Source organism: Gallaecimonas aegicerasi (genome assembly GCF_045291545.1).
GTDB lineage: Bacteria > Pseudomonadota > Gammaproteobacteria > Enterobacterales > Gallaecimonadaceae > Gallaecimonas.
Genome location: NZ_CP149514.1, coordinates 1781059 through 1804064, shown reverse-complemented (window position 1 = coordinate 1804064; position 23006 = coordinate 1781059). Strand labels below are relative to the sequence as shown.

Below are 23006 nucleotides of genomic sequence, written 5' to 3'. Positions count from 1 at the left end.
CGCAACTCAGGGACAGACTCATGGTCGTGCTCTCTCCTTCGCTCAACCTCACTGAAATGGTGTCGCTGGTACTGACTGACAGCGGTCGTATCGCAACAGCGGTCAAAGCCGGTTGCTGCTGGCAGCCCTGGCTGCAAAAAGAACTGGAAATTCTGCTTCTGCAAACGGGTTTTGGTGTTGTTCGCCAGGTGCCTTATCCCAAGCCCCGTCAGGACTGGGCGCTGAACCTGCTGGCGCGCCGGGGCGATACCATGATGGCGCTGGAAGTGGTGGTGGAAGGGCCAGAAAGTGCGGGTGCTGAACTGCTCCATGGCGTCCGCGATAACCTGGCAAAAGTGGTTTACTACAACGCCTTGCCGGCGCATCAACGGTTGGTTCTGGCCATCGGTTATAGCACTGGTGCCCGGGCGGCTTTACAGCGTTTTGCCGACGATGTGGACAACCATGGCCTTTATGCCGAGCAGGACCATGTCGGCGTACTGATTGCGTCGCCATGATGTGATACAACTTTTTGGGGCAGCTAGCCCCCAACAAGGACAGTAATACGATGACAGAGCAAAAAAAATTAGTACTGGCTGATCTGCTGCCGGGTGATGTACTGGTGATGGTTGGTGACCTGCGGCCCAGCAACCCTACCCGTTACCTTGATGAATTAATCATGCTGCTGACCGATTCTGACGTCTGCCATGGGGCCCTTTACGTTGGCCCTGATGCGCAACAGCATGATCAGCTGATTGACGATGCCCTCAGTGGCGTGGGTATGCGTAACATCGCCAACAACGACAACCCGCGCGACCCCAAATACGGTCGCTGGTATGTGCGGCGTATGCAGCAACCGGATCTGCAACCGGTGATCAGTGCGGCAAAATCCTATATTGGCCGTACCGAATACGATAAAACCTGGCTGGTATTGCTGGGCATTTTACTGGCGCTCAAAGACGTGCTGCCGGATGGCGAACTGGAGCGCTTGGCGCTGCGTTTCCTCAAGCATGCTTTTTATGTCATTGACCAGCATCTGGCCAAACCCGGTGAAGCTCATTTTGTCTGTTCGCAGTATGTCGCCACCGCCTTTTATGACGCTGGCAGTGATTATGCGCTGCGCTATAAAGCCGGCACCTTGGCCAATAACACTGATGTCTACAAGGCCCTGCGTCAGCAGTTTTCGACGGTGACCTCGGCGGCGCTGGGCGAAACTGAGCTGGCAGAGGTGAGTTCAGGGCTGGCTGCGCAAGATCCGGCATTGAAGCTCATGACGGATGTAACCACCGAACTCAGTGACACGCTGCTCAATGATGTCGCGAAAGTGCTGGTTACCATATTGAAGCGGGCCGGTGAGCCGGCGCGCAGTAGCCTGTTGAAAAAGGCCTCGGCCTTCCAAACAGCATTTGTGACGCCGGCGTGTCTTAAAGATGGCTGCACCAACCTTGATGCGGTCGGCTACATTACGCTTGGCTACGGGGAATAAGCGCTAAAATGCCGGCCTCTTGCAGGTCGGCATTAAATTGCTGCGCCTGTTCTGCCGGCATCACGACTGCGACCATTTTCAGCATATTGTTCAACTGTTCCGGATACTCGGCATTGAGTGTCGTCAGGGTTTGCAGCCAGTGTTGCTGGGCGGCCTGATCCTGCTCCCGTACTGCGATACTGGCCATCACGGCACTGAGCCCCATCTGTATTGTTTGGTTGAATAGCATGGCGCTCGTGGCCAGCCGTTTGGCTTCCTGGTAATTTCCCTGCCAGTAATACACCAGAGCTTTCCCGGCCAGGCTGCGCCCGGAATGGATGCCCTGGGGGAAAATCGCCAGGTAATGATCATAGCTTTCCAAGGCCCGTTCAAACTGGCCGGTCAGGCCATACAACTGGCTGCGCATGAACAGGGCCACTTCCAGCGCCGGGTTATAGCGTAAGGCCAGCTCCACATGTGTCAGCGCTTGCTCAAACTGGCTGGTGGCCATACAGAATATTGCAAAAGCCTGCTGCGATAACGCCGAGTCAGGAGCCAGGTTACAAGCAATCTGGGCGCTGTTGGCCATTACCCGAACCTGATTGCTCACATCCTCCAGATAGCCTTCGATGAGGCTGGCATAGAGCACCTGGACCTGATAGCAGTGCAGTAGCGGCCAGTCAGGTGTTTGCTGCAGCTGCTCGGTCAGCAGCTGGCGTGCCAGCATGAGATTGCTGCGACTGCGGTGGCGCAGTTTGTGGTCAATCTGATAAAGGATATCGAAGCCGCTACCGGTCAGAGGCTGTTGGCCCAGCAACGTGACATGGTTGGCAACCATCTTAGCAACCAGCAGCGCCGCATAATGGGTTTGCTGCAGCTGCGTATCCACCTCCGGCGCAAAGAATGGCCCGTGCCAAAGCTGATGGCTATTGCCGTCATGTTCCTGATAACGCAGCTGCAATTGCACCTGATGGTTTTCTTCGAGCAGTGTTACCTGATAGCAGCTTTTATCGGCGTTATCGGTCAGCTGGATCAGCTCACACTGGGTCAGCGTTGCGATAAGCCCTTTTTTAAAAAAGCGCGAGTCGCCCGCTACAGACAAACTCAGTGGCTGGCTGACAACCGGCCGATGATGGTGCTCAAACCAGACCGACGCTTCGGTACGGTTAGCAACATTGAGCACCTTCAAGATATTTGACAGGTGTGTTTTAACGGTATTGCTGGACAAATTCAGCAGGCGGGCAATGTCAGGATTGGAACAGCCCTTGCTGACCAATTCCAGGATTTCCCACTGCCGCTTACTCAGTTGTGACTCCATGACTTACCAACTGCTGCTTGGGCTGCCCAGAGTGTAGCGAAAGGCAGTGAGCCTTGTCTCTAGTTAGCGGCCAGGATCCTGCCTAAGGCCTGCTCCAGAGTAGGGTCCAAGAATGAGAAGCCAGCCTCGGTTAAGCGCTGTGGTAGAACGCTCTGGCCGTCGAGTAACAAGGTTGCGCCTTCCCCCAGCAGCAACGTGATCGCCCAGGCCGGTACTGTCAGCCAAGTCGGGCGGTGCAGCAACTGGCCCAGTGTGTCGGTGAATGCGCGGTTACTGACCGGGTGCGGGGCCGTGCAGTTGAAGGCGCCGCTAAGCTGGTCGTTGTCCAAGAGGAAAATAATGGCACTGACCATATCGGCCAGGCTTATCCAACTCATGATCTGTTTACCCGAGCCTATCTGCCCACCCAAGCCGAGCCGAAAGGCCGGCAGCATTTTCTTTAAGGCGCCACCGTGGCCTAGTACCAAACCGGTACGCAATAGGCACACCCGAGTCATCGGTGTGGCGGCCAGAGCCCGCTGCTCCCAGCCCTGGCAAAGCCGGTGGGCAAAATCATCACTGTCAAAGGGCGTATCCTCGGTCAGCGTCAATTCGGCCTTTTGCGCGCCGTAATAACCGATCGCCGAACCACTGATAAATACCCGCGGAGCGCCGTTAGCCATGGCCTTGACCAGTGCTTCGGTGAGGGTAAAGCGGCTGTCCAGTAAAAGCTGCTTGCGCGCGTCAGTCCAGCGCCGGTCTGCAATAGGGGCGCCGGCCAGGTTGATCACCGCGTCAAACTCTGTAAATGACACCGGCACCTGGCTAACCCGTTTAACTGCCGCCGGTAGTGCTGAGTGGGGACGCTCTGGATACCGTGTTAACACGGTGATTTGATAGCGCTCAGCCAAAGCTTCACACAGCGCTTGGCCAATAAAGCCGGTGCCACCTGTCATGAAGAGCCGGGCTGAGGTCATGTTGCTTCTCCTGTTTGTCGGCCAGCGTTGCTCTTGGCCTGCCTTTTCGCCACACTGGCAATATATAGACTGCTGATGTGTAAAAGGATCGTTTTCATGTCTCGCTCCTGGATACTGGCGCTGGCGGCACTGGTGATTGTGCTGGCCGGTGTCAAAAGCGCCGCTGATCTGCTGGTGCCGTTTTTGCTTTCGGCCTTTATTGCCATCAGCTGTAATCCGCTGGTCAGCTGGCTGACCCGCCGGCGCTGGCCCAGAGCTCTGGCTGTACTGTTGATCATCGCCCTGATTGTGTTGATAGGACTGATGCTCGGTGGGTTGCTTGGTAGTTCTTTGAATGCTTTTTCGGCCAATATACCGCAGTACCGTTCGCGGCTACTGGAGCAATTCAACTGGCTGACGCAGTGGCTGAGCCAGTACAACATTATGCTAGACCGCCAGCAGTTGCAGACCATTTTAGACCCCGGTGCCGCCATGAGTATGGCAGCCAATACCCTGACCAGTCTCGGTGGCCTGCTGACCAATTTCCTGCTGATCCTGCTGACCGTGGTGTTCATGCTTTTTGAGGCAGAAGACTTGCCCCATAAGGTTCATCGGGCTGTCGGTAGCAACAGTAGCCTGGTGCACGCTATCGATCGTTTCTTTTCTTCGGTCAATCATTACCTGGCCATCAAGACATTAGTGAGCCTTGCTACCGGGGTGTTGATTGGCCTGTGGTTATGGAGTCTGGGGGTCGACTTCCCGCTGTTGTGGGGGGTTTTTGCCTTCTTGCTCAATTACATTCCCAATATTGGTTCAATCATTGCCGCGATCCCGGCAGTCTTGCTGGCGTTTGTGCAATTGGGGCTGGGCCATGCCGGCCTGACGGCGCTGGGCTTTGTGGTGGTTAATACCTTGATGGGGAACCTGGTTGAGCCACGGCTGATGGGCCGCGGGTTAGGGCTTTCCACCCTGGTGGTTTTTTTGTCTTTGGTCTTCTGGGGCTGGTTGTTGGGCACGGTAGGAATGTTGCTGTCGGTGCCTCTGACCATGGTGCTGAAGATTGCCATGGAATCCAGCCCGTCAGGGGCTCAGTATGCTGTGTTGCTGGGCGGGCGCTTGGCCGATGAGGATAAATCCAGCTGACGGTGCAGGTAACGCAGGGCTTCATCAGCATCCGGGGCGGCGGCCAGCTGCTGATAATCAGCAGCCGGTAGCGGCAGTAACTCCAGCCAGCGGGCGGCCAACCAGGCACCATCAGCGAACTGTGGTTGCGGATAGAGCGCTGCCAGCTCAGGGTGATCTGTCAATACTGCTTCTAGCAGACTGGCCAGGCCACTGGCTGGTTCATGCAGCGGTTGTTCGGGCCAGGGCGGCAATAAGGTCGCTTGTGCGACATGCAATTTATCCGGCTGCTGATAGCTGCTGTCGATGCGGTAACGCTGACGCCCCTCAACAATAATCCCCAAGCGACCATCGGCGAGCGGTTCGAAATCGATAACGTCCACCAAAGTACCAATAGCGCTGAGGCGCTGCGGTGTATTCGGAGCGTTCTGGCGGTCGGGCATGCAGAGGCCAAAAGGGCGCCGGCCGGCGCTGGCGTCAGCCACCATTTGCAGATAACGGGGCTCAAATACCCGCAGTGGCAGGCGGCCACCGGGCAGTAAGCGGGCATCCAGTACAAATTGGGCAATGTCCATCAGCACCCCTTTAATATCAGGTATGCCGTTATACCGCTGTATTGCCCCTGGCAGATCAATAAAAAGCCCGGCATCGCCGGGCTTTTTTATCAGTAAGCGTTTTTAATGAAGTCGCGAACAGTCTGGTTCAGTTTGGCCCGGGAGGCCGGGTTAACGTACATCATGTGGCCAGCAGGGTAATAGCTGAAGGACACATGCTTGGCAATAGACGGCTCTAGGCCCATGTGACTGAAAGTGTACTCAGTGGCAAAGAACGGGGTTGCCATATCGTAGTAGCCATTGGCTACCATCACTTTCAGGTGGGTGTTGGTGCTCAGAGCGTGGCGCAGATCCTTGGCGACGTTGGTGTAACCACGCCAGCCACCTTGGCCCCAGTCCCAGCTCATGTTGACCTTGCCGGAGAGGATTTGGTATTCGCTGTTGTCCTTGAACTTCAGCTCACGGCGTACGTAGTCATTAAAGGCTGCAGTGTAAGGGCCGAGTATGGCGGTATAGCTCGGATCATGCTCGAAGGTTTCACCGGCTGCGTCATGGTCAATGCCTTCAAAGCGGCTGTCCAGCCGGCCAACGGTGCGGCGCTGGTCACGTAGCAGCTGCTTGGTAAAACGCATGATGTTGATGCGCAGGTTGGTTTCTTTCAGGTACTTAACGGACAGGCCGGTGTACTGGTGCAGCTTCTCAGCAATACGCTGCTGGTCGGCGGCGCTGAGGTTGCTGCCCTGGAACAGGGCGGCCGCGTAGTCAGTAGCGGCAAAATGACGCACTTCTTTCAAGAAAGCGGGCAGATCCTTGGGCTTGTTCGGCAGCTTGTTGTGATACCAGGCTGTTGCCGCGTAGGTGGGCAGGTAGGTGATGTAGGGCAGATCATTACCCGGGTTGAAGCCGACGGTACTGAAATCCAGCACGCTGGATACCAAAATTACCCCGTTCATGTACATGCCACGGCCTTCCAGCTCGTCGACAACCGCGGCGGCGCGGGTGGTGCCATAGGACTCCCCGGCCAGGAACTTCGGCGAATTCCAGCGCTCATTCTTGCTGGTCCACTGGGTAATAAAGTCGGCCATGGCCACTTTGTCGCTTTTGACTCCCCAGAAGTCCTTACCTTTGGCTTTACCCAGGGCTTTTGAGTAGCCAGTGCCTACCGGGTCAATGAAAACCAGGTCGGTACTGTCAAGAATGCTGTCGCCGTTATCGACCAGATCATAAGGGGCATTGGCCGGTTGTTTGGCATCAGGAAACTGAATGCGGCGCGGCCCAAAGGCACCCAGATGCAACCATACCGAAGACGAGCCCGGGCCGCCGTTGAAAGCGAAGGTCACAGGGCGTTTGGCGGTGTCTTTGACATTGTCTTTGGTATAGGCGACATAGAAGAAGCTGGCTTTGGGCTGGCCCTTGTCATCTTTGAGGATCAGCGTACCGGCGGTGGCATGGTATTTAATGCGGTCGTCATGGATCCGCACGCTGTGCGCGGTGACCTCTGTTTGCGGTTTGATATCCGGTGTGGTTGGGGCTTTAGCGGGCTCGGCCGCCAGCAAAGGCGCACTTAACAGTGCTGCTGCCATCAATAATGCTCTCACGAGACAATCCTTCTTGTTGTTAGTTAGTTGTCAGTATTACGGTTCGGCTCTTTGCTGCAAGTCACATTCGGCAAACAGCAAAAGGCCCGCGTCATGCGGGCCTTGGCAACTCAGGTGCGGGTGACATCCACCAGCAGCTTCAGTACCTGGCCCGGCTGCAGATAATGCGACGGATCCAGTTGGTTCCACTTGAGTAGATCCTTGACCGAGACCTTGAAGCGCTGGGCAATGGTCGACAATGAGTCCCCCGGGCGTACCTTGTAATGTACGTTCCGGTTAATACCCGAACCTTTTTCACCATCCAGCCAGATGGTGATTTTGCGGTTGACCCGCAACGGGTCAGTGGTTTTCATGTCATTCCAGCGTGCCAAGTCATGAATCGACACCCGGTACTGGTGGGCAATGGTCCACAGGCTTTCGCCAGAGTGAACTTCATGGCTGATGGCCGCCTTACGGCTGCTCACGGCATGGGTAGGGCGCCCCTCAGCCAGGGCCTGATCGGACAGCGGTACCATCAAGTCCTGCCCCACACGGATCAAATTACCCTTGATGTGGTTGGCGCGGCGTAATGACGCTACCGAGGTGTCATAAATATGCGAAATTTTCAGCAGGCTGTCACCGCGTTTGACCTTGTGGCGGGCCCAGCGCAGGCGCTTTTTCGGGGGCAGGCTAGCCAGTTTGGCCTTAAAAGCATCGGCTTTGTCAATGGGCAGTAACAGCGTCTGGGCACTATCCGGGCTGGTGGCCCAGCGGTTAAAGCCGGGGTTCAATGCGTGCAGCTTTTTGACACTGATCCCGGCCAGCTCGGCAGCCACTGACAGGTCCAGTTGGTCCTTCACGGTGACTTTTGCCAGCCGTGGCGCATTGGCTACCGGTTGAAAATGGTTACGGCCCTCGGGGCTTTTAAGCATTTCGGCCAGAGCCAGCAACCGCGGCACATAAGCCCGGGTTTCCCGTGGTAAGCGTAGCGACCAGAAACTGGTATCGCGGCCCCGACGCTTGTTGTAAGCCACCGCCCGCATCACCCGGCCTTCACCTGAGTTATAGGCCGCCAGGGCTTTGAGCCAGTCACCGTGGAACATTTGATGCAAATATTTGAGGTAGGCAATTGCAGCTTTGGTTGAAGCCAGTACGTCCCGGCGGCCGTCATACCACCAGTCTTGCTGTAGCCCGAAGCGGTCACCGGTGCCGCTGATAAACTGCCACATACCGGCGGCCCGGCCCTGTGAATAGGCAAAGGGGTCGTAGGCGCTTTCGACTACCGGCAATAGCGCCAGCTCCATTGGCATGTCAGCCTGCTTTAATTGATGCACCACCAGATACAAAAACGGCTCAGCCCGCTTGGACACCCGTTCTAAGTAGCGAGGGTGCGTTTCAAACCATTTTTTCTGCACCGCGATACGCTGTTGGTCTGCGTTATATTGCAGGCCAAAGTCCTGGGTGATGACATCCCACAGATCATTGAGCGGAGCGATGGTTTTACCACCGTTGTCGCTATCGTCAGCCAACACGTCAACGTCAGAGCTGGCTGGCTCAGCGGGCAAAGTGTCGCTACCGGCAGCGGCAACGGTGCTTTGATCGTCATCATCCGCAGGAGGCTTAGCCTTAGTGACTGCGGTGCTGTCAGTCTGGTTTGTGCTAGGCGCTGAGCTAGTTGGCGTTGTCATCTGACAGCCGGCCAGCAACGCCGGTAACATCATTGCAAGTAAAGATTTTTTCATCAATTCTGGTTTGTCGGGGGCGCGTCAGAATTCATCCTTGAAACGACGCAGCGCTGAAAAAACGTCTTCGTCCGTCGGGCAGGCATGTCCGGCAAATGCTTCTGCCGCTGCCCGCACGGCACCGTGTTGAGTGCGCAAAAAAGGGTTAATGGCCCTTTCCCGTGCGATAGTTGACGGTAATGTTGTGTGCCCGGCTGCGCGCCAGGCGGCAACTTGCTGCTGATAGGCTTGCAGATCCGGATTGTTCGGTTCTATCTGCAAGGCAAACTGCAGATTGGCGGCAGTGTACTCATGAGTACAGTAAACCCGGGTGTTACCGTCTAATGCCGCCAGTTTCTGTAAAGAGCGATACATGGTTGCCGCGTCACCTTCAAACAAGCGTCCGCAACCGCCGCTGAACAAGGTGTCACCGCAAAATAACATGCCGGCGCCCACATAGGCGATATGCCCCCGAGTATGCCCGGGAACCTGCAGTACCTGCAAAGGCGCAAGGTGCTGAAGTTGAACCAGATCACCTTCTGTCAGCGGCTGGCTGATACCAGCAATGTTTTCATCTCCCGGGCCGTAGACGGGCACAGCAAAGTGTTCGAGCAAGGTAGCAATGCCACCGGTGTGGTCGCGGTGGTGGTGAGTGATCAGGATCGCGCTAAGATGGGCCTGGCGTTCCGCCAGTACGGCCAAAACCGGCGCGGCATCACCCGGGTCAATCACCGCCAGGCTATTCGGGCCTGTCTGCAGCGCCCAAATGTAGTTATCCTTGAACGCAGGAATGGCAAAAACCGGATCAGTCATCGACGCTGATATCGGCATGCTACCTCCATCATTTTTAGGCAATCAGCACCAGGCCCCGATCATGCTGTTTAGACCGCTAACCCAGCTTGAACCGGCCACCATGCCCGAATCCTGGCAAGAGCTCAAGGACGGGGAGTGGCTATTTACCCAGATGGCCCAGCAACTGGCGCCGTGGTGGCCGCGGTTGTATGGCTATTATCTGGTGAAACTGGGGCCGCTGGCCGGTGCCTTTGATACCAGTGCTGCGCGCACTCATCGGCAGTGGCAGCTAGGGCCGGGCGGGTCTGTATGCTGCCATGGCCCAGAACTGCCGCTGAAAAGTAACAGCGTCGATATTCTGCTGATGGCCCATAACCTGGAATACAGCACTGACCCACATCAGCTGATGCGGGAGGCCCAACGGGTATTGGTAGAAGGGGGGCATCTGGTGCTCACTGGCTTTAGCCCGTTGTCGTTGCTGCGCTTATGCAGCTTGTGGCGCCAGGCGGCTCCTTTTGATGGTCACTACTACCACCCGATGCGTGTTAGTGACTGGCTGGCGTTGCTGGGGTTTGAAGTTATTGCTGATCAGCGGCTGTTGTATGGCCCTTTGTCGCGTCACAGCCCGCAGTGGCTAGAGCGGCTGGGCAGCCGTTTTGGCCGTTTTGCTGCTGGCAGCTATGTGCTGGTGGCGGTTAAAAGAGCCATACCGATGACTCCCGTTTCCTTAAAACGGCGCCCGGCGCGAGTTTTGGCCAAGCCGGTCGCCGGCGCTATCAGTGGCCGCTGGGGCGAGTACTAACCGTTAAAGCCAGTGTCCTCTGCCAGGGCATCAGCACTGGCGGCCTGGCGGGCCAGCTCATCCACACGTTCATTTTCTGGGTGCCCGGAATGGCCTTTTACCCAGTGCCAGTTGATATTGTGCCGACTGGCTGCGGTGTCCAGCCGTTGCCACAGGTCCTGATTTTTTACTGGTTGCTTGCTGGCGGTACGCCAGCCATTGCGTTTCCAGCCGGCCAACCATTGCGTAATGCCTTGGCGTACGTACTGACTGTCGGTATACAAGTCTATCTGACAAGGCTCTTTCAGGACTTCCAGGCCTTTAATGGCGGCCAGCAGTTCCATACGGTTATTGGTGGTGAGGCGGTAGCCGCCGCTCAGGCATTTTTCATGTTGCTGGTAACGCAGTAGTACACCGAAGCCACCGGGGCCGGGGTTACCCAGGCAGGAGCCGTCAGTAAAGAGGGTGATCTGTTTTGGCACGGGATTTTCATTGATAAGATGCAAATATTCTTTCCAGTGTGCCTGTGTCGGCGCAGCTGAGCAAACAGGGAATAGCATGGTAGAGCAACAGCACCGTCAGGTGGTTCTGGATACCGAAACCACCGGTATGAACCAGGACATCGGCCCTCATTACCAGGGCCATAAAATCATTGAAATTGGCTGCGTGGAAGTGATCAACCGGCGCCTGACCGGACGCCACTTTCATGTTTACCTGCAACCGGATCGCCCGGTAGATCCAGAAGCCATTGAAGTTCATGGCATTACTGATGAATTCTTGCGTGACAAGCCGCGCTTTGCTGATGTTGCCGAAGAGTTCATAGCGTTTATTCATGGTGCTGAGCTGGTCATCCATAACGCCCCCTTTGATATCGGTTTTATGGATATGGAGTTTCGCCAGTGGCGGCCACAACAACCTCTGACCGAAAGCTTTTGTTCGATTACCGATACCCTGGTTATGGCCCGGCGGTTGTTCCCGGGCAAGCGCAACAATCTGGATGTGTTGTGCGAGCGGTATTTTATCGACAACAGCAGCCGCAGCTTGCACGGCGCCTTGCTGGATGCAGAGATCCTGGCAGACGTTTACCTGGCCATGACCGGCGGCCAGACCAGCCTGAACCTGGTCTCTACAACCAGTGAGCAAGGAGGCGATGGTCAGAGTGGTATTCGTCGCCTGTCAGCGTCGCGCCCAGCGCTGACGGTACTGGCCGCCAGTGCTGCGGAAATACAGGCCCATGAACAGCGCTTGGATCTGGTGGCGCAAAAGGGCGGGAGCTGCCTGTGGCGCGATTGATCGTAGCTGTACTGCTGGCCGTCAGTTTTGCCAGCGCCGCTGCCCCGGCGGCGCCGAAGGAAACCAATCAGTATCTTAAAAACCTGTTTCGTATTGAGCAGGCGCCTTATCACCAGGTATTTCGTCGAAAGCCTGGCACAGCGTCCATTATTCTTGTCGCCCCTCAGGGGGAAAAGTATTACGCCACCAAGCATCCTGATGGGGTGCGCTGGTTCAGCAATGATGAGCTGGATATTGTTTATATCCCCCATCCCCCTCTGGGCCCCTGGCAGGCCATCGGTGAAGTCATAGAGCAGCATGACTTTCAAGGCGTTAGTTTTGCCAAACCCCAGTGGTCGTCGCCCCGTTATGTTGGTGAAAAATCCCAGGTATGCCAACGCATCACCGAACGCGCCGGAGTGTTAAAGTCGGCAGAATTAGCTGATCTGGTCGACAGTGTTACCTGGTTAACCAGCCAGCATCGCAAAAATGAAGACAATTTCAGCTTCTCCAGCACAGCCAAGCAGCCCTTGCTATTACAGGGTGAGCAGTATTGTGCCAGTGTCTGGATGCCACCGTTACCTGGCCACTACAGCTGGCAGCTGACCGACACTGCCGGCCTGGATAAAGGCGTTTTCAGTAAAACCGTGGCTCTGGCCCCACTGCCGTTTGCGTTGACGCCGGAGCCTGCCGTCGATGAATTAACGCCAATGCGTTACCAGGCGGCTCTGACCGTTGATGACATTGACCCAACCTCGGTCCGTTTTGCACTGGTTTTGCATGTGGGCAATAACCAGCAGGTACATCGCATTTTGCGACTGGATGAACAGGGGCAAGGCACCTTGCGGTACCTGCCCAGTTTTTCCCATAACGTTGCGGTGACAGGCACCGTCAGTTTCAATACCCGCGACGGTAAAGAGCACCTTATTAAACTGCCAAGGCGGCTGATCCTCGGCGAGTCAGAAGTGAGTAGGGTGGAAGGCAGTGTTTCAAAAGCTGCTTTGGTGCCAGCGGCGCCGCCAAAGCCAGCACCAGAGTCAAGCTCACTGGGATATTTCGTCTGGTTGTGGCTGATCCTGCCAGTGCTGCTGATTTTGGGCATTGTTTGGTGGCGTTTGCGGCCTAAAGCAGCGGTACAAACTGTGCCTGAAAAAGCACCAGAAGCCGCAGAAAATGAGGCGCAAGCTGAAGAAAATGATGACTTTTTGCTCGATTTGTCACGCCCTGACGACATCGATGAAAAAAATTAAGAAAAGGTGTTGACGCTAATGCGAGGGCGAACGTAGTATTTGCGCCGCGCCGGGGTTAACGCCCTGGTCGAAGAAAGTGCGGAGTGGTAGTTCAGTTGGTTAGAATACCGGCCTGTCACGCCGGGGGTCGCGGGTTCGAGTCCCGTCCACTCCGCCACTAAATTTCAGGTAGCAAGACGCTGTTTTGTTACCGCAAAAGCAGGCAATGCTTTTGCAAAAAGTGACATGACATTGCCGGGTTCAGCCGGGTGATGGCAACCAGTTAAGTGCGGAGTGGTAGTTCAGTTGGTTAGAATACCGGCCTGTCACGCCGGGGGTCGCGGGTTCGAGTCCCGTCCACTCCGCCACTAATTTCAGGTAGCAAAAGGCTGTTTTGTTACCGCAAAAGCAGGCAATGCTTTTGCCAAAAGTGACATGACATTGCCGGGTTCAACCGGGTGATGGCAACCAGTTAAGTGCGGAGTGGTAGTTCAGTTGGTTAGAATACCGGCCTGTCACGCCGGGGGTCGCGGGTTCGAGTCCCGTCCACTCCGCCACTAATTTAAGCCCCCTTCTTTAAGAACTGTGTAAGAAAAAAGCCTACTTTTACCGTCTCGTGCTCATCTTGAGCAGGTATTTATCTATTTATCGATGGTGAACGACAGTAGCGCTCTGAGTGTTTGCCTCGTGTTTCCCTCACTAGCTGCCTGAATTGCTCTATTCGGGCCTTATTTGCTTGTGTGTTATCACCGTATTTTGGGGTTTGGCAGGCAAGGTTAATTGCCCTTGTCTGGCGAAGTCTTTTTGACTGCCATCAATGTCCACCGTACGAGCTATCACCTTGTTTTTAGCGCTCGTCACTAAGGCTGCTTTTCCTGACATTAGTGTATCCGCCCGTTATCTGTTGTAGCCGTTATCTGTTGTAGCCCGTTATTTGTTGTAGTCAGACAGACATTAAAAAAGCCCGCCATGGCGGGCTTTTTACGATGCAGCGCAGCTTAGGGCTTGTAGGTTTTCTTGGTCAGCTTGTGAGCCAGCTTTTCAACCAGCACAAAGAACAGCGGCACAAAGAAGATCCCCAAGACGGTGGTGGCAATCATCCCGCCCAACACACCGGTACCTACGGCGTGGCGGCTGCCAGAGCCAGCACCGGTGGAAAGGGCCAGTGGCACCACACCAAGGCCAAAGGCCAGGGAGGTCATCAGAATGGGCCGTAGCCGCATCCGGACTGCTTCTAAAGTGGCTTCCACTAAGCCCCGGCCTTCTTTTTCAAACTGACTCTTGGCAAACTCCACGATCAAAATGGCGTTCTTGGCGCCGAGGCCAATGATGGTCAACAACCCTACCTGGAAGTAGATGTCGTTATCCATACCACGCAGATCGGTAGCGATCAGAGTACCCAGCACCCCCAGCGGGATCACCAGCAGTACTGAGAAGGGCACTGACCAGCTTTCATAAAGAGCTGCCAAGCACAGGAATACTACCAAAATCGACAATGCATAGAGGCTGGGCGCCTGGTTGCCGGCCTGCTGTTCCTGATAGGACAGGCCGCTCCATTCCAGGCCGAAACCCGGTGGCAGCTTGCCAACCAGTGATTCCATGGTTGCCATGGCTTCACCAGAGCTGTGCCCCGGGGCTGCCGCCCCTTGGATCTGCATCGCCGGCAAGCCGTTGTAGCGGCGTAGCTGGGGTGAGCCATAGGTCCAATGACCGGAAGCGAAGGCCGAGAAGGGCACCATATCTCCCTTATCGTTACGCACATACCAGTCATTCATGTCTTTGGGCAGCATGCGATAGGGTGCATCACTTTGCACATAGACCCGTTTGACCCGGCCCCGGTCAATGAAGTCATTGACATAGCGGCCGCCCCAGGCTGTCGACAGCACATTGTTGATATCGCCAATACTGACCCCCAGAGCGGTGGCCTTGGTGTGGTCAATATCCAGCTGATACTGGCTTTTATCACCCTGGCCATTGGGGCGTACGGCAACCAGGTTCGGCTGTTGTGCAGCCATACCCAGTAGTTGGTTGCGTGCGGCCATCAGCTTGTCATGGCCCTGGGCGTTGCGGTCTTCCAAGAACATGTCAAAGCCGTTGGCGGTGCCCAGCTCCAGCACGGCTGGGGGCACGAAGGCAAAGACCATGGCGCCTTTGATGTGTGAGAACGCTCCCATGGCGCGGGCGGCTACTGACTGTACATCGCTGCCCGGCTTGGTACGCTTGCTCCAGTCTTTAAGGCGCACAAAAGCCGTTCCCATATTCTGGCCAGTACCGGCAAAGCTGAAACCGCCAATGGAGAACACCGAATAGACGTTGTCTTTTTCCTTGGTATGGAAGTAATGCTCAATTTGCTTGAATACTTTCAGGGTTTGCTGTTGTGTCGAACCTTCCGGTAGCTGTACCTGCACAAACAGCACGCCCTGGTCTTCATCCGGCAGGAAGGAACTGGGCGTGCGGCTGAACAACCAGACTACAGCGCCGACAATCAAGGCATATACCAGCAGCATGCGCCCACTGCGCTTGATAATTGCGGCAACGGTGTTCTGATAGCCCTGCGTGCGGCGGTCAAACCAGCGGTTAAACCAGCCAAAAAAGCCACCTTCATTGAGCATGTGGCCTTTTTTCACCGGCTTGAGCAAAGTGGCACACAGGGCCGGAGTCAGCACCATGGCCACCAAGACCGACAGCGCCATGGCCGAAACAATAGTGACCGAGAACTGGCGGTAAATAACGCCGCTGGAGCCAGTCAAAAAGGCCATAGGAACAAACACCGCCGACAACACCAGGCCGATGGCTACCAGAGCCCCGGTGATCTGGTCCATCGACTTACGGGCGGCTTCCTTGGGCGAAAGGCCTTCTTCACTCATTACCCGTTCGACGTTTTCCACCACGACGATGGCGTCATCCACCAACAGGCCGATAGCCAGCACCATGGCAAACATGGTCAGGGTATTAATGGAGTAGCCGAAGAACGACAACACGCCAAAAGTGCCCAGCAACACCACAGGTACGGCAATGGTGGGGATCAAGGTGGCCCGCAGATTCTGCAAGAACAGGTACATGATCAGGAACACCAGTGCCACGGCTTCGAGCAGGGTATGGATCACCCCTTCGATAGACAGCTTTACAAAAGGTGTAGTGTCAAAAGGCACCGTTGCCTTGAGGCCATGAGGGAAGAACTGTGACAGTTCTTTCAGCTTGGCTTTAACAGCGGCAGCCGTGTCCAGAGCGTTAGCGCCAGCGGCTAGGCGGATCCCCAGGCCTGAGGCCGGTGAACCGTTAAAGTTACTGGTGAAGTTGTAGTTTTCTGACCCCAGCTCGACCCGCGCAACATCCCCCAGGTGTACGGTAGCGCCGTCCGTGCTGGTGCGCAGAATGATGTTACGAAATTGCGCCGGTGTTTTCAGGCGGCTTTGCGCCGTTACCGTGGCGTTTATTTGCTGACCAGGCACCGACGGTGTACCGCCGAGCTGGCCGGCAGATACCTGTGCATTTTGGGCCTGAACGGCACTGATCACATCAGAGGTAGTCAGGTCGTATTTTTTCAGCTTGAACGGGTCGAGCCAGATCCGCATAGCGTACTGTGACCCAAACAATTGCAGCTCACCAACGCCCGGCACCCGGCTCAGCGGATCCTTGATACTGGACGCTACATAATCAGCAATGTCGTACTTATCCATGGAGCCGTCTTCTGATACGAAAGCGACGACCATCAGGAAGTTACGTACCGACTTGGTGACACTCAGACCCTGTCGCTGTACTTCTTCAGGTAGCAACGGTGTGGCCTGAGCCAGCTTATTCTGTACCTGTACCTGGGCGATGTCCGGGTTGGTATTGGCACTGAAAGTCAGGGTTACGGTGGCGTGGCCGTTGGCATCACTGGTCGATGACATGTAATTCAGGCCATCGAGGCCATTCATTTGCTGTTCTATGACCTGGGTAACGGCATTTTCAACGGTTTTTGCCGAAGCGCCAGGGTAGGTGGCGCTGATGGTCACCGTCGGTGGCGCAATGCTCGGATATTGGGCGATGGGCAGCCGGTTGATGGCCATAACCCCTGCCAGCATGATGATAATGGCGATCACCCAGGCAAAAATCGGGCGATCGATAAAAAAGCGTGGCATGGCTACTCCTTACTGGCTGTCACTGGCGGCCACGGTCTTGACCTTGGTACCCGGGCGGGCTTTTTGCAGCCCGTCAAGGATCACCCGGTCACCGGCTTTGAGGCCACTGACGATATGCCACTGGTTACCGACCGACTCGGCTGTTTCTACCGGCTGGATGGCGACGGTGCCGTCGGCTTTGACCAGCATCACTTCGGCTTCCCCTCGCGGGTTGCGTCGTACCGCTTTTTGCGGCACCAAAATGGCGTCAGGGGCATTACCGGTGTCAACGTTTGCCCGCACAAACATGCCCGGCAGCAAGGTACTGTCAGGGTTGGCAAAACGGGCGCGCAGCGTCACCGAACCGGTTTGCGGATCGACGTTCACTTCGGTGAACTCCAAGTCGCCTTTTTGTGGATATGTGCTGTGATCCGATAGCGTCAGGGTGACGGCCGCGTTATGGGTCGCTTGCAACTGCCCCTTGGCAATCTGGTTTTTCTGGGCCAGCAAGGCAGCGCTGGACTCGCTCAGATCCACATAAATGGGGTTCAGGGTCTGCACCAGTGCCAATGCCTGGCTTTGGTTGGCCGTTACCAGGGCGCCGGCAGTCACATTGGACTTGCCTATTTGGCCACTGATCGGGGAGGTGACAGTGGTGTAGCCCAAATCAATCTTGGCATTATGCAGTGCGGCTTTGGCTACCTGCACATCGGCTTTGGCCAAATCGTAGGCGGCCTGGGCGTCGTCCAGATCCTGCTGGCTGACATACTGGGTCTTGGCCAGCTTCTGGTAGCGCTTGAGTTTCAGCTCGGCGCTGTGGGCGCTGGCTTTGGCGCGGCTGAGACTGGCATCGGCACTGGCCACTTTCGCGTCAAAAGGTGCCGGGTCAATTTGATAAAGAGGCTGGCCCTTGCTGACCTTTGAACCCTCAACAAACAGGCGCTTGAGAATAATGCCGCTAACCTGTGGGCGGATTTCCGCCTGTTGGTAGGCATGCACGCGCCCGGGTAACTGCGAGGTCAGCGTCAGTGGGCTGGTCTTTACGGTCATAACCCCCACTTCGGCCATAGGCCGACCACCCTGCTGGCCTGCTCCTGCCTGTGAAGACGGTTTGCAACCAGTCATAACCGTGGCAACAGCCAGCGCCAGCAGCGCTCCCTTGTACTGTCTCATGAGGTATCCTCAAATCCGTCGATGTGCAAATAAGTGTGATCTAACGCAAGTTGCCATGATAGCAGCGCCAGCTTTGCCTGCGGTGGCAAATGCTGTTACAGACCGTTTCCGAAGGTTTAGCTGCGTAGCTGTTGGTCCAGCCAGTGGGCTGCTTGCTGCCAGTAGGAAACTGGCTTGGTGCAATCTGGCGTGACGGCAGCGGCATTTGCCGAAGGTGGAGCGGGGCGTAAAAATAAACCGCTGGCACTGTGGTAAACACGGTATTGCCCCTGGCTCAGCGGCGCATAAACCGAGCTGCCATAATCACTGTCGATTAGCCACGACAGGCTATCGAGCCAGGCCGGTTTGAGCCAGGTCTGGGGCGCCAGAGCGTAGACGGTACGCGGTGCATGGTTGGCTTGCTGGATGTCCTGATAACGACCGGCTAAGCGTTCCAGCCGGTATTGCGGGGTCAGCCCCAGCACCGTCAACCAGTTGGGCCACTTGATAAAGCGGGCATCCAGGCGCCAATCATCGCCGCGAACCGGGAACTGCATCGGCTGACACTGACCGGGTACCTGTAATGTCAGTTCATAAAGCTGCTTGCCGAGCGGGGTAATGCTGACTTGGGCAACCGGCACTTCCTGGCCCAGGTGGTAGTAGGTTTGATAGAGCGCAGAAAACAGCAGGCTGCTGGCCAGTGCAGCCGCCAGCAAGGTGGTGAACATGAGCCGCCACAGCCATTTCATCGCGCTATCTCCCGGGGTATGTAGGTGTTGTTGCCAGAAAAAAGCCCGGCAGCGCCGGGCTTTGATGCCTTACTTGATGTTGAACTTACCGTTCATCACCGCAAAGTGGCCGGGGAAGGAGCAGAAGAAGGTGTAGTCACCGTCTTTTTTCAGTTTACTCATGTCAATGGTCACGCTGGTTTGTTCACCACCGCCTACTAGCTTGGTATGCGCCAGCACCCGAGGATCGTTCTGCGGGAGGTAGTCATGGTCCAAACCGGCTTGAGCACCAGCCATGGCCACAGCCTGGTAATCTGCGCTTTTACTCAGCACCCAGTTATGGCCCATGGTGTTTTTCGGCAGCGACCCGGTGTGTTTCAGCGTCACGGTGAATGACTTACAGCTGGCCGGCACTGTAATTTCCTTTTTGTTGTATTGCATGGCGTCATTGCCTTCGATGGTTGTCGCGCAATCATCGGCCAGTGCCGCACCGGATACCATGGCCAGGACCATGGCTAGCATCACTTTTTTCATTACTAACCTCCGTTTTTAGAAACCTTGCCAGTCTGCCAGCATGTTGCTGACGCTGTTCTGTTATAAGTCAAATATTATCGTTTGGTTTACTACTAACGGTGCAAGAAATAAAGAAAAAGGGAGTCATCAGACTCCCTTTTGTTCAGCTTCAACAGCTTAGGCGGCTTGGCCTTTTGCTTTCTGTTCACGCTCAACCAGCGCTTTGTCGGCAGCCAGGTAAAGCGGATCGAAGTCATCGACGTTGATGGCGCGCAGCCGGCCCTGCTCGGCGCGGCGCAGCAATTCGGCTTCATCTTCGTTAATGAGGCCCAGCTCCAGGCCTTCTGCCGCTACCTCATCCAAACGGAAGAACTGACGCTTCGGCTCGGTAGCCTTGGCCACTTTGTCAAACAGCGGCTCGGCGGCCAGGATGTCATCCAGGGTTTGTTCCAGCATGCCGACGGCATTGCTTTCTACCCGGGTCATATACTGGCTTTGGCCCAGTCGTGAACGCACTTCCGAAGGTTTTTGCAGCAATGTCGCCACCTTGTAATCCAGGCGGTCGCTGGGCCGGTTCACCGGGCGACCCCAGGGCAGCAGTACCACTTGCAGTAGGCGGCCAACCCATTTGTTGGGGAAATTTTTCAGCAGTTCCACCAGGCTGTCTTGCAGCTTATACAAGGCGTCTTCGACGGCCCATTGCAGCAAGGGCAGATCTTCACTGCGACGGCCTTCGTCATTGAAGCGCTTGAGGCTGGCTGAGGCCAAATAGAGCTGGCTGAGCAAATCGCCCAAGCGGGCTGAAACCCGTTCACGGCGCTTCAGTTCACCGCCCAGAACCCCCATGGCAACATCAGATAAAAGCGCCAGGTTGGCACTGAAACGGTTCATGTGCTGATAGTAACGCTTGGTTTGGTCAGCAAAAGGGGCTCTAGACAGGCGCGCGCCGGTCAGGCCCAGCCACAGTGAACGGAAGAAGTTCGAAGTGGCAAAACCGATGTGGCCAAAAACCGCTTTATCAAAGGCATCCAGTGCCTGGCGATGGTCGTCAATATTGGCAGCTTCCAGCTCAGCCAGTACGAACGGATGGCAGCGAATGGCGCCTTGGCCGTAAATCATCATCGAGCGGGTCAGGATGTTGGCTCCTTCCACGGTGATGGCGACGGGCGCACCTTGATAGCCCCGGGCCAGGTAGTTTTCCGGGCCCATGCAAATCCCTTTACCGCCGTGGATATCCATGGCGTCGATGATGCCTTTTTGCATGCGATCGGTCATATGGTATTTGACGATGGCAGAGATCACTGATGGCTTCTCGCCCAAGTCCAGGCCGGTTGTGGTCAGCTCACAGGTCGCTCCCATCAAATAAGCGTTACCCGCCAGCCGGGCCAACGGCTCTTGTACCCCTTCCATCTTGCCGATAGGCAGGCGGAACTGGCGGCGTACCCGTGAGTAGGCGCCGGAGGCCAGAGCCAGGGTCTTCACGCCGCCGGTAGCGTTGGAAGGCAGAGTGATACCACGGCCAACCGACAGGCACTCCATCAGCATGCGCCAGCCCTGGCCAGCCATTTTCGGACCACCGATGATGTAGTCCAGTGGCACAAACACTTCCTCACCCTGAGTGGGCCCGTTCTGGAACGGTACATTCAGCGGGAAGTGGCGGCGGCCAATTTTCACTCCAGGCGTTGTAGTCGGGATCAGCGCGCAGGTAACGCCGAGGTCTTCTTTTTTACCCAACAGGCCATCGGGGTCGCGCAATTTAAAAGCCAGGCCCAGTACGGTGGCCACCGGAGCCAGAGTGATGTAGCGCTTATTCCAGGTCAGCTTCATGCCGAGCACTTCTTCACCGTCCCACTGGCCTTTGCAGACCACCCCGAAGTCAGGAATGGCGCCCGCATCAGAGCCGGCCTCTGGGCTGGTCAATGCGAAACAGGGGACTTCAAGACCTTTGGCCAAGCGGGGCAGGTAATGGTCTTTTTGTTCCTTGGTGCCGTAGTGTTGCAACAATTCACCAGGGCCGAGCGAGTTAGGTACGCCGACGGTAGATGACAGCACCATAGAGACGCCGGTCAGCTTTTGCAGCACCAGTGACTGGGCATAGGCAGAGAATTCCAGCCCGCCGTACTCTTTTTTGATGATCATCGCGAAGAAGCCTTTGTCCTTCATGAACAGCCAGGCTTCGGGTGACAAGTCGGCCCGCTCGTGGGTGGTTTCCCAGTCACTGACCATGGCACACAGCTCTTCGACCGGGCCGTCAATAAAAGCTTGCTCTTCGGCACTGAGCTGGGGTTTGGGGTAGCTGTGTAGCTTGTCCCAGTTTGGGTTGCCCCGGAACAATTCGCCGTCCCACCAGGTGGTGCCGGCTTCAATGGCTTCCTGCTCGGTGCTGGACATTTCCGGCATGATCTTGCGATACAGCTTCAAGAAGGGGCCGGAAATATAATTCTGCCGAATCGAGGTGACATTCAGGGGTACCAGTACCAGCAAGGCCAGTAGCCACAGCCACAGGCTGATACCGCCACTCAAACTGCCAACCAGCAGGGTGGCGAAGGTCGCCACGGTGAATGTCATCAGTGAGGCGCGGTGGTAGGCCAGCGCACCGGCACCGCCGATGATAACCAGAGTCCAGAATAGAGTTAACACGACTCCCTCCTTAATATGGGGTTTTCTCGCTAGAGGTCAGACCTCTTAATGATAGCCACTTTGTACTGGATACGATGCTGAGGATCAAGAAGGATTTGTTGCCGGTGGCTGGTTATAATCGGCGACAACAGCGAACTGACAGGATAAAAAAATGGCGTTACAGGACATGGTACGTGCTGAGCTGACTGAAGCGGCGGCCGTATTGGAAAAAGTGCTGGCAGATGAAACACTGCTCAACACTGTTGTTGCAGCAGCAGAGCTTCTTGCCGCCCGTTTTAAGGATGGCGGTAAAGTCTTGGCGTGCGGAAATGGCGGCTCCCACTGCGACGCCATGCACTTTGCCGAAGAGCTGACCGGCCGCTTTCGGGAAAATCGCCCCGGTCTGCCGGCCATTGCCATTTCTGATCCCAGCCACTTATCGTGTGTGGGTAATGATTACGGCTACGAGTACGTGTTTTCGCGTTATGTTGAGGCTGTTGGCCAGGCCGGTGATGTGCTGTTCGGACTATCTACCTCCGGCAATTCCGGCAACATTATTCGCGCTGTGGAAGCGGCTAAAGCCAAAGGCATGAAGGTTATTCTGCTGACCGGAAAAGACGGTGGCAAGCTGGCCGGCCAGGCTGACGTGGAGGTTCGGGTGCCACACTTCGGATATGCCGATCGGATTCAGGAAATTCACATCAAGGTGATCCACAGCATCATTTTGATGGTGGAAAAACTGACCGCATAATAAAACCACAGCCTCCATGGCGCCAAGCCATGAGAGGCTGCTATAGCCACACCGGCCAATCCAACGTATCAACGCCGATAGCAACCGCTAGCAGTGCAACCAACAGCAACACTGCCCGAACCTGCCCCAGGCGTAAAAGCAACTCCTGAGCACCACCGTTAAGCCAAATCATGCCGTAAGCAGCCAGTAAGAGCGCCAGACTTTGAATACTACCAACGAGTAGCAGGCTAGCCGACAGAGGCGAACGGACCATCGTTAGTACAATATCCAGCACACTGCCGGCGGCAATAAACACAAAGGCAATGCAGCACAAGGTGCCAAAATCCGCAGCGAGGCGTGGTGGGGTTCTAAACGGCGGGCGGCGCATAAACAACATCCTTTTTATTTATGTTGTA

General features: G+C 55.9%; 20 protein-coding genes and 3 tRNA genes. 10 read left to right on the top strand and 13 right to left on the bottom strand.

The genetic code is table 11. The annotated features are described in order from the left end of the window. Positions 1 to 20 precede the first annotated feature (20 nt). Both WDB70_RS08890 and WDB70_RS08885 read left to right on the top strand, forming a co-directional pair. A complete protein-coding gene (locus tag WDB70_RS08890; RefSeq protein WP_406663520.1) occupies positions 21 to 497 on the top strand; it encodes a hypothetical protein in 477 nt (158 codons plus the stop codon). A 50-nt stretch (positions 498 to 547) separates the two neighbouring features. After that, positions 548 to 1465: a hypothetical protein gene (locus WDB70_RS08885; protein WP_406663518.1), complete on the top strand. Its 918-nt coding sequence runs from the start codon at positions 548 to 550 to the stop codon at positions 1463 to 1465. Here WDB70_RS08885 and WDB70_RS08880 read toward each other — a convergent pair. Together WDB70_RS08880 and WDB70_RS08875 are read right to left on the bottom strand one after the other, a co-directional pair. Beyond that, positions 1443 to 2762, bottom strand: coding sequence for a LuxR C-terminal-related transcriptional regulator (locus tag WDB70_RS08880; RefSeq protein ID WP_406663516.1), 1320 nt, complete (start codon positions 2760 to 2762; stop codon positions 1443 to 1445). The two genes, WDB70_RS08885 and WDB70_RS08880, sit on opposite strands and share 23 nt — an antisense overlap. A gap of 59 nt (positions 2763 to 2821) precedes the next feature. Next, complete coding sequence (locus tag WDB70_RS08875; RefSeq protein WP_406663514.1) at positions 2822 to 3718, bottom strand: TIGR01777 family oxidoreductase; 897 nt, start codon at positions 3716 to 3718, stop codon at positions 2822 to 2824. 96 nt (positions 3719 to 3814) lie between these two features. Between WDB70_RS08875 and WDB70_RS08870 the strand changes: the two genes are divergently transcribed. Beyond that, a complete protein-coding gene (locus WDB70_RS08870) occupies positions 3815 to 4840 on the top strand; it encodes an AI-2E family transporter (protein WP_406663512.1) in 1026 nt (341 codons plus the stop codon). Here the strand turns inward: WDB70_RS08870 and WDB70_RS08865 are convergent. From WDB70_RS08865 to gloB, 4 genes are all read right to left on the bottom strand, one after another. After that, complete coding sequence (locus WDB70_RS08865; RefSeq protein ID WP_406663509.1) at positions 4786 to 5394, bottom strand: LON peptidase substrate-binding domain-containing protein; 609 nt, start codon at positions 5392 to 5394, stop codon at positions 4786 to 4788. The two genes, WDB70_RS08870 and WDB70_RS08865, sit on opposite strands and share 55 nt — an antisense overlap. A gap of 89 nt (positions 5395 to 5483) precedes the next feature. Continuing rightward, a complete protein-coding gene (locus WDB70_RS08860; protein ID WP_406663507.1) occupies positions 5484 to 6971 on the bottom strand; it encodes a S10 family peptidase in 1488 nt (495 codons plus the stop codon). Positions 6972 to 7081: 110 nt separating this feature from the next. Continuing rightward, positions 7082 to 8692 carry a LysM peptidoglycan-binding domain-containing protein gene (locus tag WDB70_RS08855; protein WP_406663505.1) on the bottom strand — a complete coding sequence of 537 codons (1611 nt, stop codon included), beginning with the start codon at positions 8690 to 8692 and terminating at the stop codon, positions 7082 to 7084. A gap of 24 nt (positions 8693 to 8716) precedes the next feature. After that, on the bottom strand, positions 8717 to 9502 hold the full coding sequence (gene gloB, locus WDB70_RS08850) for a hydroxyacylglutathione hydrolase (protein WP_406663503.1): 786 nt from the start codon (positions 9500 to 9502) through the stop codon (positions 8717 to 8719). 43 nt (positions 9503 to 9545) lie between these two features. On the opposite strand from gloB, the gene WDB70_RS08845 reads away from it, so the two are divergent. Further along, positions 9546 to 10265 carry a class I SAM-dependent methyltransferase gene (locus WDB70_RS08845; protein ID WP_406663501.1) on the top strand — a complete coding sequence of 240 codons (720 nt, stop codon included), beginning with the start codon at positions 9546 to 9548 and terminating at the stop codon, positions 10263 to 10265. Here WDB70_RS08845 and rnhA read toward each other — a convergent pair. Then, a complete protein-coding gene (gene rnhA, locus WDB70_RS08840) occupies positions 10262 to 10726 on the bottom strand; it encodes a ribonuclease HI (RefSeq protein ID WP_406663499.1) in 465 nt (154 codons plus the stop codon). The two genes, WDB70_RS08845 and rnhA, sit on opposite strands and share 4 nt — an antisense overlap. A 76-nt stretch (positions 10727 to 10802) precedes the next feature. On the opposite strand from rnhA, the gene dnaQ reads away from it, so the two are divergent. The 5 genes from dnaQ to WDB70_RS08815 all read left to right on the top strand — a co-directional run bounded on the left by dnaQ (position 10803) and on the right by WDB70_RS08815 (position 13302). Further along, positions 10803 to 11537, top strand: a complete 735-nt coding sequence (dnaQ, locus tag WDB70_RS08835) for a DNA polymerase III subunit epsilon (protein ID WP_406663498.1) — start codon at positions 10803 to 10805, stop codon at positions 11535 to 11537. Then, on the top strand, positions 11525 to 12766 hold the full coding sequence (locus WDB70_RS08830; RefSeq protein WP_406663496.1) for a hypothetical protein: 1242 nt from the start codon (positions 11525 to 11527) through the stop codon (positions 12764 to 12766). Before dnaQ ends, WDB70_RS08830 begins: the two co-directional genes overlap by 13 nt. Positions 12767 to 12846: 80 nt before the next feature. Beyond that, a tRNA-Asp gene (locus tag WDB70_RS08825) sits at positions 12847 to 12923 on the top strand. 113 nt (positions 12924 to 13036) lie between these two features. Further along, a tRNA-Asp gene (locus WDB70_RS08820) sits at positions 13037 to 13113 on the top strand. 112 nt (positions 13114 to 13225) lie between these two features. Beyond that, positions 13226 to 13302: transfer RNA gene (locus tag WDB70_RS08815), tRNA-Asp, on the top strand. Positions 13303 to 13743: 441 nt separating this feature from the next. Here WDB70_RS08815 and WDB70_RS08810 read toward each other — a convergent pair. The 5 genes from WDB70_RS08810 to fadE form a co-directional block, all read right to left on the bottom strand. Then, positions 13744 to 16869, bottom strand: coding sequence for an efflux RND transporter permease subunit (locus WDB70_RS08810; RefSeq protein WP_406663493.1), 3126 nt, complete (start codon positions 16867 to 16869; stop codon positions 13744 to 13746). 9 nt (positions 16870 to 16878) lie between these two features. Beyond that, positions 16879 to 18021 carry an efflux RND transporter periplasmic adaptor subunit gene (locus tag WDB70_RS08805; protein ID WP_406663491.1) on the bottom strand — a complete coding sequence of 381 codons (1143 nt, stop codon included), beginning with the start codon at positions 18019 to 18021 and terminating at the stop codon, positions 16879 to 16881. 116 nt (positions 18022 to 18137) lie between these two features. Continuing rightward, positions 18138 to 18749: a hypothetical protein gene (locus WDB70_RS08800; protein ID WP_406663489.1), complete on the bottom strand. Its 612-nt coding sequence runs from the start codon at positions 18747 to 18749 to the stop codon at positions 18138 to 18140. A 69-nt stretch (positions 18750 to 18818) separates the two neighbouring features. After that, the gene (gene azu / locus WDB70_RS08795) at positions 18819 to 19262 is read right to left on the bottom strand and encodes an azurin (protein ID WP_406663487.1); all 444 of its coding nucleotides are present in this window, start codon (positions 19260 to 19262) and stop codon (positions 18819 to 18821) included. Between the two features lie 156 nt (positions 19263 to 19418). Further along, entirely contained in the window at positions 19419 to 21881 is a 2463-nt protein-coding gene (fadE, locus tag WDB70_RS08790) for an acyl-CoA dehydrogenase FadE (protein ID WP_406663485.1), read from the bottom strand. Between the two features lie 151 nt (positions 21882 to 22032). Here fadE and lpcA point away from each other — a divergent pair, with 151 nt between their 5' ends. Continuing rightward, complete coding sequence (gene lpcA, locus WDB70_RS08785; protein ID WP_406663483.1) at positions 22033 to 22611, top strand: D-sedoheptulose 7-phosphate isomerase; 579 nt, start codon at positions 22033 to 22035, stop codon at positions 22609 to 22611. Between the two features lie 40 nt (positions 22612 to 22651). On the opposite strand, the gene WDB70_RS08780 is transcribed toward lpcA, so the two are convergent. Beyond that, positions 22652 to 22978, bottom strand: a complete 327-nt coding sequence (locus tag WDB70_RS08780; protein ID WP_406663482.1) for a hypothetical protein — start codon at positions 22976 to 22978, stop codon at positions 22652 to 22654. Positions 22979 to 23006 lie beyond the last annotated feature (28 nt).

Excerpts from the sequence above, each read along its gene's own strand:
- WDB70_RS08890 (WP_406663520.1), top strand. The coding sequence starts at position 21 with ATGGTCGTGCTCTCTCCTTCGCTCAACCTCACTGAAATGGTGTCGCTG.
- WDB70_RS08885 (WP_406663518.1), top strand. The coding sequence starts at position 548 with ATGACAGAGCAAAAAAAATTAGTACTGGCTGATCTGCTGCCGGGTGAT.
- WDB70_RS08880 (WP_406663516.1), bottom strand. The coding sequence starts at position 2,762 with ATGGAGTCACAACTGAGTAAGCGGCAGTGGGAAATCCTGGAATTGGTC.
- WDB70_RS08875 (WP_406663514.1), bottom strand. The coding sequence starts at position 3,718 with ATGACCTCAGCCCGGCTCTTCATGACAGGTGGCACCGGCTTTATTGGC.
- WDB70_RS08870 (WP_406663512.1), top strand. The coding sequence starts at position 3,815 with ATGTCTCGCTCCTGGATACTGGCGCTGGCGGCACTGGTGATTGTGCTG.
- WDB70_RS08865 (WP_406663509.1), bottom strand. The coding sequence starts at position 5,394 with ATGGACATTGCCCAATTTGTACTGGATGCCCGCTTACTGCCCGGTGGC.
- WDB70_RS08855 (WP_406663505.1), bottom strand. The coding sequence starts at position 8,692 with ATGAAAAAATCTTTACTTGCAATGATGTTACCGGCGTTGCTGGCCGGC.
- gloB (WP_406663503.1), bottom strand. The coding sequence starts at position 9,502 with ATGCCGATATCAGCGTCGATGACTGATCCGGTTTTTGCCATTCCTGCG.
- WDB70_RS08845 (WP_406663501.1), top strand. The coding sequence starts at position 9,546 with ATGCTGTTTAGACCGCTAACCCAGCTTGAACCGGCCACCATGCCCGAA.
- dnaQ (WP_406663498.1), top strand. The coding sequence starts at position 10,803 with ATGGTAGAGCAACAGCACCGTCAGGTGGTTCTGGATACCGAAACCACC.
- WDB70_RS08810 (WP_406663493.1), bottom strand. The coding sequence starts at position 16,869 with ATGCCACGCTTTTTTATCGATCGCCCGATTTTTGCCTGGGTGATCGCC.
- WDB70_RS08805 (WP_406663491.1), bottom strand. The coding sequence starts at position 18,021 with ATGAGACAGTACAAGGGAGCGCTGCTGGCGCTGGCTGTTGCCACGGTT.
- WDB70_RS08800 (WP_406663489.1), bottom strand. The coding sequence starts at position 18,749 with ATGAAATGGCTGTGGCGGCTCATGTTCACCACCTTGCTGGCGGCTGCA.
- azu (WP_406663487.1), bottom strand. The coding sequence starts at position 19,262 with ATGAAAAAAGTGATGCTAGCCATGGTCCTGGCCATGGTATCCGGTGCG.
- lpcA (WP_406663483.1), top strand. The coding sequence starts at position 22,033 with ATGGCGTTACAGGACATGGTACGTGCTGAGCTGACTGAAGCGGCGGCC.
- WDB70_RS08780 (WP_406663482.1), bottom strand. The coding sequence starts at position 22,978 with ATGCGCCGCCCGCCGTTTAGAACCCCACCACGCCTCGCTGCGGATTTT.